Raw genomic sequence first — 14,724 nt, forward strand, 5'->3', positions numbered from 1 at the left:
CTATGCCCGGTTGTCCTCCTTCGCCCTGGGGATACACCCCGCGTTGGGCGGCAGGCGCAGCAGCGCCTCATGCGTGAGCCCGTCGTCGCGCAGGGGCAGGCTGATCGTTGCTTGCGGCTGGCCATCCATCGTCAGGGCGGCCTTCGTGCCGGTCTCCACTTGCTCCACCATCACCTGGTAGTGGCTGCTCCGGTAGCGGTAGCTGAACTTGAAGCCCGGCCAGTGCGCCGGCAGACGCGGCGCCAGCCGCAGCCAGGCCTGACCGTCACGGTGCTCCAGGTGAATGCCCAGCAACTGCTCGATGATCAGCCGGTACATCCAGCCGGCCGAGCCGGTGTACCAGCTCCAGCCGCCGCGCCCGACGTGGGGGGCGACGCTGTAGACGTCGGCGGCCATCACATAGGGCTCGACCTTGTAGACGTTCAGCTCGGCCGGCGTGCGGCCATGGTTGACCGGGTTGATGATGTCCAGCAGCTGCCAGGCGCGTTGCACGTCGCCAAGCTCGGCAAAGGCCATGGCCGCCCAGATGGCGCCATGGGTGTACTGGCCGCCGTTCTCGCGCACGCCGGGCACATAGCCGCGGATATAGCCGGGGTCGGGGCCGGCACCGTTGAACGGCGGATCCAGCAGCTTGACCAGGCCCTGAACGGGGCTGACCAGCCGCACGGCCAGCGCGTCCATCGCCTGGCGCGCGTGGGCAGGCGGCGCGACGCCGGACAGCACGGCCCAGCTCTGCGCGATCGAGTCGATCTGGCACTCCGGGCTTTCGCTGGAGCCCAGCGGCGCGCCGTTGTCGAAAAAGGCGCGGCGGTACCAGGCGCCGTCCCAGCCATGCAGCTCCAGCTGCTGCGCCAGGGCCTTGCGCTCGGCCTCGCAGCGCACGGCCAGTGCATCGTCGTCCAGGCTCTGAGCCAGCGGGGCGAACTGGCGCAGAACCTCGCACAGGAAGAAGCCCAGCCAGACGCTCTCGCCCCGGCCCTCGTGGCCGACGCGGTTCATGCCGTCGTTCCAGTCGCCGCCATCCATCAGCGGCAGGCCGTGCTCGCCCAGGCGCAGGCCATGCAGCAGCGCGCGCCTGGCGTGCTGGTACAGCGTGCCCGACTCGCTGGAGCGCATCGGCAGCTCGAAGTTGGATTCGTCTTGCGGCGCCACCGCGCGGCCGTCCAGGAAGGACACGGACTCGTCCAGGATGCTGCGGTCGCCGGTGCATTCGAGGTAGCGGCTCAGCCCGAGCGGCAGCCACAGATAGTCGTCCGAGATATGGGTGCGCACGCCGCGGCCCACCGGCGGATGCCACCAGTGCTGAACATCGCCCTCGACGAACTGGTGTGCCGCGCACAGCAGCAGCTGCTCGCGCAGCAGGTCGGGGCGGGTGTGCACCAGGGCCATGGCGTCCTGCAGCTGATCCCTGAAACCATAGGCTCCGCCTGACTGGTAGTAGCCGCTGCGCGCCCACATCCTGCAGGCCAGGGTTTGATAGACCAGCCAGCCATTGGTCAACTGGTTCAGCGCCGCATCGGGCGTGTGCACCTGCACGGCACCCAGCGCCTCGTCCCAATGCCGCTGCACGGCCTGCAAAGCCATCGCCGCCGCGCCCGGCAGCCGCATCCTGTGTACCAGCTGCTGGGCTTCATCGACATTGCGCGCCGCACCGAGGCGGAACACGATCTCGCGCGTTTCGCCGGGGTCCAGGTCCAGCGGCGCCTGGATCGCTGCGCAGGGGTCCAGCGCCGCGCCGACGCGGCCCAGCAGCCGTTGGCTACGCAGGGCCATCGGGTCGACCAGGCTTCCATTGCGGCCGATGAACTCGCTGCGGTCGCAGGTCATGCTGCCGGCGCGGTGGTGATGGGCATCGACATCGAAGAAGGCCACCCACTCCGGGTAGTCATTGCTGTAGGGGTTGCGCACCATCAGGGGGCCGGCCTCGCCCGACATCGAGGTGACCAGGTGGGGCGCAGTGGCCTCGCGCACGGCGCCCAGCACCCATTCGACATAGCCGGTGGCCGAGAGGCGACGTGGCCGATCGGAGCGATTGGTGAGACGCAGTACGCTGAACTTGACGGCCGCGTCCACCGCAACAAACACCTCCAGCTCGCTGGCGATGCCGTCCACCGTCCGCTCGAAGCGGCTGCAGCCGAAGCCGTGGCGGGTGGTGCAGGTGGCCGTCGTGTCAGCGCGGCTCGGCGACCAGACGTGGCCGGTTTCCTCGTCGCGCAGATAGAAGACCTCGCCGCAGGCGTCGGTGACCGGGTCGTTGTGCCAGGGCGTGAGGCGGAACTCGTGGGCGTTCTCGAACCAGGTGTAGGCCGAACCGGCCTCGGAGATGACGCTGCCGAAGCCCGGGTTGGCGATCACGTTCGACCAGGGCGCAGGCGTGGTCTGGCCCGGTGCCGGCGCAATAACGTACTCACGGCCATCGGCACTGAAGCCGCCCAGGCCGTTGAACAGGGCCAGATCGTCGCCGCGTGAGGCCGAAAGCTGGCCAGGCAGCGGGCCCGGCTGTGGGCGGTAAGCGCGGCTGGCCACCAGAGGCTGCTGGCGTCGCTCATGGCCGGCACGCGCCGTCGCGGCATTGTTGCTGCGCCGCTCCATACGCGGGCCGCGCTCCAGCTGCTCGGCCAGGCTGCCGCGCTGGTCGCTGAACACGGCGCGCGCCACCGACTGCAGCAGCACCCGGTCTTCGTACGAGATTTGCTCGGCATGGCGCACGAAGATGCCGCCCGGCCGGTCAATCACATGGGCCTCGACGCCGGCCGACACCAGGCCCAGGATCTGCTCATGCAGCTGCTGGCGGTAAATGTCGCGCTCCTCGTTCCAGACCACCAGATCAACGGCCAGGCCCTTCAGTCGCCACCAGGCATGGGCCTGCACCAGCTGGCGCACCAGCTCTATATGGGCGATGTCGCCGATCTGCACCAGCACGATGGGCAGATCGCCCGAGATCGTGTAGCCCCACAGGCCCGACTGGCCGCGGCGGTTCTGCTTGATGATGGCCGGGTCGGCGCGCAGGGTGCTCTGGTTGAAGATCACCGCGCTGGCCAGGCGGGCATACAGCTGCACCTCGGCCTCGCTGCTGTTGAGCTGGCGCTGCACCACCTGGCTGTGCGTCCAGGCCAGCTCGAACACCCGCTCGGCCAGGCGCCGGTCGCGGTATTTCTCGACCAGGGCCAGGCAGCCGTCGCGGCTGTCGGCCACGCCGATGACGATGTCCACGATGATGCTCTGGTCCGGCCCTAGGGTGACCACGCAGCGGCTGGCCGCCACCGGGTCCAGCACCGAGCCGGCGGTGTTCGACAGCGGCCCGCGCTGGCGCAGCGCCAGCGGCTCCTGCAGGCTGCCGCCACGGCCGATGAAGCGGGCGCGGTCGGTCTCATGCGATACCGTGCCGCCCTTGCTGCCGCGCATGCCGTGCACGGCCAGCAGCTGCAGCATCCAGGGTGAGGCGTCATTGGAAGCGCGCGGGCGGCGGTTGCACAGCAGGGCGCCGGTCTCGGCCAGGATCTCGGTCTGCACGAACAGCTTGCTGAAGGCCGGGTGCTGCATATCGCTGGCCGCCGTGGCCAGCACCACCTCGGCATAGCTGGTGATCTCGATCTGGCGCGTGCTGCGGCTGGTGTTCTTGATGCGCACACGCTTGAGCTCGATCGCATCCTCGGGGGACACGGCGATCTCGGTATGCGTCTCGATGCCATGGTCGCGGCGCCGGAACTCGGCCCGGCCCTCCGAGAAGATGGCCTGGTAGTGGCCGCCGGTGCTGCGGGTCGGCTGGTGGGCGGTGGACCACACCGCGCCGCTGTCAACGTCGCGCAGGTAGCAGAAGCTGCCCGAGGCATCGCAGGTGCTGTCTTCGCGCCAGCGGGTCACGGCCATGTCCCTGTGTCGGCTGTAGCCGCCGCCGGCCTGGGTCACCATCACGTGGTAGCTGCCATTGGACAGCAGATGCACCTCGGGCGCCGGTGTGTTGGGGTCGGTGAAACAGCGCACCGGCACCTCGCTGCCGGAGGTGGGGCTGCGCAGCGCCGCCCGCTCGGCCGCAGCCGCATGGGGCACCACGCCCTTGGGCACCCGCTCGTGCAGCAGGGGCAGGGTGGCCAGCAGGCGCGGGTCGGCCGCGAAGAACTGCTGCATGCGCGGGCCGCGCAGCACCTGGGCCATGGCCAGCAGGCCCATGCCCTGGTGATGGGCCATATAGGAACGCACCACTGCCTGGCTCTGGCCGCGAGGCAGGCGCAGCGGCGTGAAGTCAACCGCCTCGTGAAAGCCATAGATGCCGCTGGCGCCCAAGGCTTGCAGCCGCTGCAGGTTCTCGCAGGCCGCCACCGGCTCCAGCAGCAGGGCCATCTGGCTGGCGTAGGGCGCCACCACCAGGTCCTCGGCCAGGCCCCGCTTCAGGCCCAGGCCGGGCACGCCAAAGGCGCGGTACTGGTAGTTCAGCGCCGCATCGGTGGCGTTGTAGCCCGACTCCGAGATGCCCCAGGGCACGCCGCGCTCGCGGCCATACTCGATCTGCCGGCCCACCGCCGCCATGCAGCTTTGGTCCAGCAGGGTATGGGCGTCGCTGGGCATCAAGAGCATGGGCATCAGGTACTCGAACATCGAGCCGCTCCAGGACATCAGCACCGGCTCGCCATTGACGGTGCTGAGCTGGCGGCCCAGGGCAAACCAGCTCTCCTGCGGCAATTGGCCCAGGGCGATGGCCGCGAACACGCCCAGCCGCGCCTCGGAGGCGAGCAGATCGTAGTAGCCGGTGTCGGCGCTGTGCTCGTCCACGTTGTAGCCAATCACCATCTGGTGACGGAAGCTGTCGTACAGAAAGCCCTGCTCCATCTCGCATAGTGCGCCGGCGCGGGCGGCGAGCGCCTCGAGCCGGGCCAGGCAGGCCTGCGCGGCCTCGCTGGCATCGACCCGCCCGGCGAGTTCGCGCAGGGTCGCATCACCCGCCAGATGCGGGTGCTCGAGCGGCGTATCGGCATCTGGCAACAGATCGGCCAGCTCGTCCAGCGCCGCCAGGCATTGCAGGGTCAGGCGTTGCGCCCAGCGCTTGGCCTCGCCGGTCAGTGCCTGCAGGGCCACGGCCGCCAGCAGCTCGGTGCAGGCGGCATGCAGGCTTTCCAGCGCCTGGCGCAGGCCGCCCAGGGTGACGATGGGCGTGTCGCACCAGCGCTGCAGCAACTGCTCGAAGGCCGCCAGCGGCAGGGTGGATTCGCTCTCGGTCAGGGCCTCGCGCAGCAGCGCATAGGTGTCGGCCAGGCCGGCGCACCAGGTCGGCGTCAGCAGCGACTCGTCGGCCATCGTCAGCAGGCCACCGCGCAGCGTCAGCAGCTGGGCCATCAGATTGCCGCTGTCCACGGTGGACACATAGCGGGGCCGCAGCGGCTCCAGGGTCTGGGTGTCGTACCAATTGAGAAAGTGGCCGCGGTGGCGCTCCAGGCGCTCCAGCGTGTCGAGTGTGGCGCCGATGCGCGCCAGCATCTGGCTCAAGGTGATGTAGCCCAGGTCATGGGCCGTAAGATTGGCCAGCAGCGCAAAGCCGATATTCGTCGGCGAGGTGCGGTGGGCGATGCGGGGCACCGGGTGCTCCTGCAGATTGTCGGGCGGCAGATGGTTGTCTTCGGCGCCGACGCAGGTGTCGAAAAAGGCCCAGGTGCGGCGCGCCATGGCGCGCAGATAGCGCTGCTGCGCCTGGCTCAGCGCCGGGCGGCGGGCGCGCAGCGGACGGTCCAGCCACCACATCAGCAGTGGCGAGGCCAGCCACAACAGCAGCATCGGTGCGGCCTGCGGCAGCGCCTCGGGGCGCAGCCGCAGCAACGCGGCAGCCGCGAGTGCCGCAACCAGCGGCCCCAGCCACATGCGTGCGGCTGTCTGGCCCAGGGCCCTCAGGCTGCCGGCCGGCGCACCCTGGCGCACATCGGCCGAGGCCGTCCATTCGAGCAGATTGCGCTTGGTGGCGACGCTGCGCCACAGCGTCACCGCGATCGCATGCAGTGTGTAACCGGCCTCGTGCGGCAGGCAGGCCAGCGTCTGCACGAGCTGCAGCAACTGCTGGCCGAACGGCTGCACGCCGACATGGCGGGGATTGAGTCCGGTCAGATTGAGCGGGCGCTTCAGCAGGTCCAGCAGCTGCGCGGTCAGCGGCACCAGGCCGATGATGAGCAGCACGCGCACCGTCCACATGCCCGGTTCGGGCAGGGCCAACCAGCCGATCAGCAACAGGCTCAGCAGCACGGCGGGGCCGAGGCTGCGGCGAAGGTTGTCAAACAGCTTCCAGCGCGACAGGGCGGACAGAGGATTTAGGGGCCGGTCTGGCAGCAGGTACAGGCGCGCACGCAGCCAGCCCAGCAACTGCCAGTCGCCGCGTATCCAGCGGTGGCGGCGGGCCACGTCGGCGCCGTAGCGCAGCGGCGCCTCTTCCATCAGCTGCACATCGCTGAGCAGGCCGGCGCGGGCATAGCACCCTTCGAGCAGGTCGTGGCTGAGGATGCGGTTGTCGGGCAGCTGTTCGCCCAGCGCGTACTCGAACGCATCGACGTCGTAAATGCCCTTGCCGATGAAGGAGCCCTCGTCGAACAGGTCTTGATAGACGTCCGAGACGGCGCGGGTGTAGGGGTCGATGCCGGGCTCGCCGCCATGCAGGCGGGCATAGCCCGAACGGGCGGTGCTGGGCAGGCTCAGGCCGACGCGGGGCTGCAGGATGGCATGGCCCTCGACCACGCGACGCGCCTGCACGCCGCTGCCGAAGCGCGGGCGGTTCAGCGGGTGCGCCATGCTGGCCGCCAGCTGCAGGGCGCTGCCGCGCGGCAACTGGGTGTCGGTGTCCAGGGTGATCACATAGCGCACCGCGGCCAGGGCGCTGCGGTCGCCCACCAGGTGCGAAAAGGCCTCGTCCGGGCCGGCATTGGCGCGGCCGCGCAGCAATGCGTTCAGATCGGCCAGCTTGCCGCGCTTGCGCTCGCGGCCCATCCAGTGCCCCTGACCCGGGTTCCAGCGCCGCGGCCGGTGCAGCAGCAGAAAGGGCGCGCTGCCGCCGCTACCGGCATAGCGGACATTCAACGCAGCGATACCGGCGCTGGCCAGGGCGATCAGCCCGGCGTCCTCGGGCCGGTGCTCCTCGCGGGCATCGGCCAGATCGGTCAGCAGGGCGAACTGCAACTGGGCATCGCGGTTGGCGAGGAAGCGCAGCTCCAGGCCTTCAAGCAGGGACTCGATGCCGGCCGGGCTGCTCAGCATCGTCGGCACCACCACCAGTGTGCGGGCACTGGCCGGCAGGCCCAGCGCATAGTCCATGCGCGGCAGCACCTGCGGCCGCACGAACAGGGTGACGACCCAGTTCAGCAGTGCCAGCGACAGCTGCCAGGTGGCCAGCAGCAACAGCAGACCCAGGCCCACCAGGGCCCAGGGTGGCAGTTGCGCACCCAAGGCCACTTTCAGGAAGGGCCCGGCCGCCAGCAGAAGGGCCCCAGCCAGGCCGGCACCGACATAGGCGCGCAGCGGCATGGCCCAAGCCGGATGCCGCGCCCGCCAGCGGCTGACGCGCAGGCCCAGCAACTGCTCCAGTGCCGAGCGGCCGTTGCCCAGCAGGTAGTAGCCGACATGGCCCTGGCGCTCCAGCCCCTGCGCATCGCTGAGCCGCTGAGTCGCCAGCTCGGCCAGCTCGACCGCATGGCTGGCCACCTCCAGCTCGCTGCGGCCGCTGCGCCGCGCCAGGCGCTCCACCGCCAGGCGGTAGGCGTCGCGGGTGATGAAGTCCATCTGCTCGTAGACCGCACTGGGGTCACGGCGCAGGGTCTGCTCGACATTACTCAGGTTCTCGACGAACTCGGGCCAGTTGATGGCGCCCAGCAGGCGCAGGCTGCCTATGCTGTTGGCCACCGAAACCTGGCTGGCCGCCTGCGACTGGCTTTGCAGATGCACCATCTGCTCGATGCTCTGGCCCTGGTCGGCCAGCCGCTGCTCGACCCAGGTCAGTGGCAGCGCCAGCTGCGCCCCCTGGCCCTGCAGTCGGCGCGCAAAGGCCGCCACAAAGGCGCTGCTGAGCGTGGGCGCGGCGCGCGCCATGTCGGCAATCACCAGTATCAGGTCGCTGGAGCGCAGCTCCAGCGCCTCCAGCATGGACTGGGCCCAGCCGTCGGCGGCGTCGCGGTCCTGCCGGCCCAGCGAAACGCTGACGCCGACACGGCGCAGGTTTTCGATCAGCGCCAGTCGCAGCATGATGGGAAAGGCCCACAGCTCGCCCAGGGTCAGCGGCTGCACGCTTTGGTAGGCGGCGACGAAGCGGCTCAGCGTGCCGCGGCTCAGGCTGCCGTCGGCATGGGCTATCGCCTGCAGCGCCAGCTCATAGACGCGCGGCCGGCCCACACCCTGGGCGTCGCCGCTGCGTGCGGCCAGCCGCGGCAGCTCGCGGCTGTAGCCCTTGGGCAGGTGGCGGCGGGCGGTGCGTATCTCTTCCTCGATCAGATAGAGGTTGTCGAGCAGCCACTCGGCCGCCGGGGTGATGGGCAGCTCGGCCGCCACGGCCTCGGCCAGCAGCTTGCCCACGCCGGTGAGCACCTCTTCATTGGCGCGCAGCCGGGCCAGCAACTGGTCGGGGCGGCGCTGCGGGTCCAGCACATGCTGGTGGGCCAGGGCCAGGCCATGGGCGGCCATCTGGTCGGCGCTGAACAGCGCCTCACGCAGCGGCGCCTCCTCGCGGCCCAGGTCCAGCCGGCCCAGGCTCAGGCGTCCCCATTGCCGCCACTGACCCGCTGTCGCGGTATGCCAGACCCGTGCCGCCAAATTGCCAACCGCCATCAAACCATCCTCCGACCCTTGCGGGCACCATTCATGCGGGTGAGACGTTCACCCATGACCCGACAGGGCAATTGGCGTGCCCGCTCTCGGCGCGCGCAGGGCAAGGCGCGCTCCTGGCTCCAAATGCCGAGGTGTCGGCTCAAGTGGCGAGCGGCAGGGTGACGACGAACTCGCTGCCCTGGTCCTGGCCGCCACTGCGGGCCAGCACGCTGCCGTGATGGGCTTCCACCAGATTGCGCACCACCGCCAGGCCTATGCCCAGGCCCCGGTTCGGATGGGGCCAGGCCTGCGGTCCCTGCACGAACAGGTCGAAGATGTGCGGCATCGCCTCGGCCGAAATACCGATGCCGGTATCGGCGATACCGATGCAGGCCACCCCACCCAGCGACTGCACGGTCAACGTGATGGTTGCGCCCTCGGGCGAGTATTTGGAGGCGTTCTCGAGCAGATTGCTGAACACCTGGGCCAGCCGCACCGGGTCGGCCAGCACCGGCAGCGGGCCGGGCAGCGGCGGCATCGCCAGGGTCTGGCGGCGAGTCAGCATCGCCGGGCGGCAGCTGTCGATGGCGGCGCCAAAGACCTCAGCCAGATCGATGCGGCTGCGCTCGAGCCGGAACTTGCCCACGCCGACGCGCGAGCCATCCAGCAAATCGTCCACCAGCCGGGCCATATGGGCCACCTGGCGCTCGATGATGATCTTCAGCCGCGTCATCAGCGCGGCGTCGTGGCGGCCCTTGTCCAGCAGTTCGGCGGCGGTGCGTATCGGCGCCAGCGGGTTGCGCAACTCATGGGCGACGATGGCCAGGAACTGGATCTGGCGCCGGTGGGCGACTGCGGCCTGCGCCTCCAGATCGCGTGCCAGCATGGCCGAGAGCACCAGCTGCTCGTTGGCCTCGCGCAGGTCACGCATGCGCGGTTCGTGATCGACCGCTGGCGTGGCGAGCAGGCGCTGCACCCGGGGCAGCAGATCGGCGCCGTAGCGGCCGGCACTGGCGCTGTCGGCCGCCAGTTCGGCGTGCATCTGGAAGCCCCCCGGCTCGCGTTTCTTCGCGTGGTACATGGCCTCGTCAGCGCTCTTGATCAGGGCTGCGGCGTCCAGCCCGTCCTCCGGATAGACGCTGATGCCGACGCTGGCCGAGATGCGAAACAGCAAGTCCTCGATGTGGCAGGGCATGGACAGCGAGCGCAGCATCTTGCCGGCGATCAGTGCCGCATCGGAGGCGTGGGCCACCTCGGCCAGCAGCACCAGGAACTCGTCGCCGCCGTGGCGGCTGACGGTGTCCGAGTCGCGCACCACCGACTCCAGGCGCCGCGCCGCGAGCTGCAGCACCTCGTCGCCTACGGCATGGCCCAACGTGTCGTTGATCTGCTTGAACTGGTCGAGGTCGACGAACAGCACCGCCATGCGGGTCGCCCGCCGCCGCGCCAGGCCGATGGCCTTGTCCAGCCGGTCCAGCATCAGGCCTCGGGTGGGCAGCCCGGTCAGCGGGTCGCGCTGGCTGGTGCGGGCCAGGTCATCAAGGTTGCTGACCGCGGTCTCGGCGATGCTCTCGGCATGCAGGGCCGCCAGCACCAGTTGTTCATTGGCCTCCAGCAACTGCGCGCCGCGCTGGTTGTTGTACTCCTGCTGCAGCTCCTGCAGATCTCCGCGCAGTCGGGCAAGTTGCGCACGCACGTCGTCCGCCTGACTTTGCAGCAACTTGAGCGTGCGTTGCGCCTCGGCCGCCTTGCGTGAGTCAGACAGGTCGGTCACGGACAGGCGCCTGCCGCGCCGGGGTCAGTCATCATTGGCCCCGTTGACATGGGCCGGTGGCCGCGGCCGCCGGGTCGGCTTGCCGCCCAGCAGGCCCTCGTAGTTGGGCAGCATCTCGCCCACCTGGATGCCCTGGTCGTCGATGTTGAACAGGTGCAGGGCCTTCGAATGGGCACTGGCGCGCAGCTTGACGACTGCCATCACCCGTTCCAGGCTGCTGCCCACCTCGACATAGCGCTGCACGATGATGGCATCGGTCAGGAAGGCCGTGCCGTAGGGGCTGAAGCGCAGGTCACTGAAACGGTCTTCCAGCTCGGATGTCATCATCACCGTGACGCCGGTGGAGGCCAGCGCCGCCACCAGACGCGCCATCGCTTCGCGATAGTCGGAGCGGAAGGTCGGCGCCAGCGCCAGCTCGAAGCCCGACAGCGAGTCGATCACCACACGCGTGGCCTTGAGCCTACCGATCTCGGTGATCAGAAGCCCTGCAATCTCATCGACTGACAGCCCCGGTGCACGGGTATCCACCACGCCGACCTTGCCGTCGCGTATCAACTCGGCCATTTCACGACCGCGCGATTGGGTGGGGCGCTGTTCAAAGGCGGCGATGACGCCGGTCTCGCCTTGGCGCGCCCCCTCGGCCAGGAAGGCTGCCGCCATGATGCTCTTGCCCGAGCCCGACGGCCCTGCCACCAGCAACGAGTAGCCGCAGGGCAGGCCGCCCCCCAGCATTTCATCCAGACCCGTCACGCCCATCGACAGGCGCGCTGGCGCCGGCGCGTCCACGGCCACCTCGGCGGGGAGCGGCAGCTGCGGCGGCGCGAACACATGGATGCCGCTGGAGGTGATGCGGAAGGTGTGCAGCCCCGGCAGGGTGGGCTGGCCGCGCATCTTCATGATTTCCATCTTGCGCACCATCGAATTGCCCTGAACGCTCTGGCGCAGCCAGATCAGTCCGTCGGACACGGTGAAGACCGGATTCGGCTCGGTATCGTTGAAGTATTCGCCGATCAGAAAGGTGGTGGCCTGCCAGCTGGTCATCAGCACGCCCAGGTTCTGGATGAAGCGCTGCAGACTCAGGTAGTTATGGCCCTCGCCTTCGCTGGCCAGGATGACCGAGCGGAACGAGTCAACGAACACCAGGCCCGGGCCGCGCGCCTCGACCTCCTCGACGATGCGCGACAACACCTTGTCGAGATCACCGCTGACCATGTCATCGGCCAGGTTGATGAAGCGGATCGATTTGTTCAGCTTGTCGAGGTCGAAGAAGTCGAACTGCTGCTGGTAGCGCAACATCTTCAGTGGAGGCTCGCCGAGCACGGTGAAGTACAGCGCCGGCCGCTCTGGCGTGGCCAGCGCAAACATGATCTGGTGCGCGAGGGTGGTCTTGCCACAGCCCGGTGTGCCCGCGATCAGATTGAACGAAAACTCAGGCAAACCGCCGCCAAGGATTTCGTCCAGGCCGGGTACGCCCGTTGCTAGGCGTTGAATGTTTGCTTTGGCAGTGGTCATTGCGGGGTGTCCTGCACGGCTTGGCCGCTCAAAGGGTTGTGCCAAACGAAACCGATCATTCTCTCGGTCAGCGATGCGCCGATCAACTGGCTCAAAAGGTCGTGGAAAGCGGAGAGCAGGGCGGTAGCAGCTGCCGTTGCTTCGGTGCTGGCTATGGCCGCCAGCGCCCGGTGCAATGCGTTGAAGTCACCCGGCTGCAGCGCGCCCTCGTAGGCGGCCGACAGGCACGGATGGGCGGCGCGGGTCAGGTACAGACTGCGCTTGTAGAGCGCGGCCACACCTCGCTGGCCGACAATGGGCGACAGCGCCGCATCGATTTGCTGCCACAGGGCCAACACCACTGCGGCCACCTGCGGTGCATCGACGGCCTGGTCGTTCAGATGACCGAGCGCCGCTGGGGGGGTAAGCGCCTCACTGGGCATCGGGATTCCGGTGTTTGTCCGCACATGCGGCTGGCGCCATAGTACGCCCACGCTCGGGGGCGATTCGGACGGATTGTTGTATTGCAGCACGTCGGCTCACGATCAGGCTTGACATGGGTTGGACCTGGCTCTTCGCTGCATCGTCAGGCCAGCGAGCGTAGCGAAGGCTCCCGGTCCCAATGTCGGGTCATGGCCGCAGCGATGAAGGCCGGTACCGCGTGGGCGGCGATCACGCCTGCATCGGGGTTCACGCCGGCAGCGGTCAGCAACTCGCGGCCTCCAGTGTCAACGGCAATGGTTTTCAGATGGGCGAAGGCCTGGCACACGAAATCCTGCGCAGCGGCCTGCTTGGACAGTTGCGCGGCAGCGGCCTCGGACAACACGACGGCGACCGCGTCGAACAACACCGAGGGGGTGCCGGCCAACTGGCCATCGACCGCCAGCCGGGTGCCGTCGGCCAATTGCACGCCGCCTATCGAGGGAGCGACGATCTTGACGGTGGCCCCGGCCTTGCCGATGGCGGCGACCAGCTTGCTGATCGCTGCGCCGTCCGAGCCATCGGCCACCAGGATGGCCAGCGCACGGCCTGTCAAGGTGGGCGGCGTCTTGCCGATGATGCGCAGGGCCGGTGATGGGGGCAGGTCTTGCACCGGGGCAGCCGCGAGCGGCACTTCGGGCAGCTCGGCCAGGCCCAGGCCGGCGCTGACGCGCCGGGCCAGATCGTCATCGATATGGCGCAGATGGCCCACCATCGCCTCGCGGATGTGCAGGTGTGCGACCTTGGACAGCTCGAACACCAGGGCCGAGGCCAGGTGGGCCTGCTCATGTACGCCCTGGCTCAGGTAGAACTGGCGCGCCTGGCTGTAGTGGTCGGCAAAGCTGGTCTGGCGCAGGCGGCCCTTGATGCCGAGCACCTGTTCGGGAGCGTTGGCGCTGCGAAAGCCGGTGGCCGGAGACTCGCGCGCCGGGTCTGGCGTCAGGGAGCTGGGCTCGTAGGCGACGCGACCACGCGGGATGCCCATCTGCATGTGGCCGTCTCGCTGCTGGTTGGCAAACGGGCATTTCGGGGCGTTGATGGGCAGCTGATGAAAATTGCTGGAGCCCAGCCGCGACAGCTGTGTGTCCAGGTACGAGAACAGGCGCCCCTGCAACAGCGGGTCATTCGAAAAATCCATGCCCGGCACCAGGTGCGAGGGGCAGAAGGCGACCTGCTCGGTCTCGGCAAAGAAGTTGTCGGGCCAGCGATCCAGCACCAGCCGACCTATCACCTGCAGGGGCACCAGCTCCTCGGGTATCAGCTTGGTCGCGTCCAGGTGGTCGAACGGGAAGGCATCGGCCTCGGCCTGCGAGAACAGCTGCACGGCGAACTCCCACTCGACCGGCGGGCCCTCGGTCAGGGCCTCGAACAGGTCGCGGCGGTGGAAGTCGGGGTCGGCCCCGGCGATCGCACAGGCCTCGTCCCAAAGGGTGGATTGCAGGCCCAGCTTCGGCCGCCAGTGGTATTTGACGAAGGTGGACTCACCCTGGGAATTGATGAGCCGAAAGCTGTGCACGCCAAAGCCCTCGATCATGCGCAGCGAGCGCGGCAGGGTGCGGTCCGACATGATCCACATCACCATGTGCATCGCTTCGGGCGTCAGCGAGATGAAGTCCCAGAAGGTGTCATGCGCGCTGGCGGCTTGGGGGAAGCCTCGATCGGGCTCCATCTTGACCGCGTGCACCAGGTCGGGAAACTTGATCGCGTCCTGGATGAAAAACACCGGCACGTTGTTGCCGACCAGATCCCAGTTGCCCTGAGGTGTGTAGAACTTCAAGGCAAAGCCACGCACGTCGCGCGGCGTGTCGGACGAACCGGAGCCTCCGGCCACCGTGGAAATGCGTGCGAACAGCGGTGTCTTAGCGCCGACTTCGGTCAGCACCCGGGCCGTTGTGAAGGCGGCGAGCGACTGCGTCAGCTCGAAATAGCCATGGGCGCCACTGCCGCGCGCATGAACGATGCGCTCGGGAATGCGCTCGTGGTCGAAATGGGTGATCTTCTCCCGCAGGATGAAGTCCTCCAGCAGGGTCGGGCCACCGGGACTGGCGCGCAGCGAGTTCTGGTTGTCGGAGACCGGCAGGCCCTGATTGGTTGTCAGCACGGACTGGTCGCCCTGCGCAGCCTGATGCAACTCACCGCCGGCACGCCGCGTTGTCTGCGCGACGGGATCGGGAGAGGCGTGCTTGCCAGTGGGTTGCTTCATTGCTGCCTCG

The 14,724-nt window shown here is 68.6% G+C and carries 5 protein-coding genes; all 5 read right to left on the minus strand.

What is annotated here, in order from left to right; translation table 11 throughout:
• Complete coding sequence (locus tag DES47_RS18000) at positions 1 to 8,787, minus strand: glycoside hydrolase family 94 protein (RefSeq protein ID WP_133702095.1); 8,787 nt, start codon at positions 8,785 to 8,787, stop codon at positions 1 to 3.
• A gap of 139 nt (positions 8,788 to 8,926) precedes the next feature.
• Positions 8,927 to 10,540 (minus strand): diguanylate cyclase domain-containing protein, encoded by a 1,614-nt coding sequence (locus DES47_RS18005; RefSeq protein ID WP_133702096.1) that lies wholly within the window; start codon positions 10,538 to 10,540, stop codon positions 8,927 to 8,929.
• Positions 10,541 to 10,564: 24 nt separating this feature from the next.
• Positions 10,565 to 12,052, minus strand: coding sequence for an ATPase domain-containing protein (locus DES47_RS18010; RefSeq protein WP_133702097.1), 1,488 nt, complete (start codon positions 12,050 to 12,052; stop codon positions 10,565 to 10,567).
• The gene (locus tag DES47_RS18015) at positions 12,049 to 12,564 is read right to left on the minus strand and encodes a hypothetical protein (protein ID WP_133702098.1); all 516 of its coding nucleotides are present in this window, start codon (positions 12,562 to 12,564) and stop codon (positions 12,049 to 12,051) included. Before DES47_RS18015 ends, DES47_RS18010 begins: the two co-directional genes overlap by 4 nt.
• 53 nt (positions 12,565 to 12,617) lie before the next feature.
• Positions 12,618 to 14,714, minus strand: coding sequence for a catalase (locus DES47_RS18020; RefSeq protein WP_133702099.1), 2,097 nt, complete (start codon positions 14,712 to 14,714; stop codon positions 12,618 to 12,620).
• Between the last annotated feature and the right edge of the window lie 10 nt (positions 14,715 to 14,724).

The sequence above is a fragment of the Roseateles toxinivorans genome, assembly GCF_004362525.1.
GTDB lineage: Bacteria > Pseudomonadota > Gammaproteobacteria > Burkholderiales > Burkholderiaceae_C > Paucibacter > Paucibacter toxinivorans.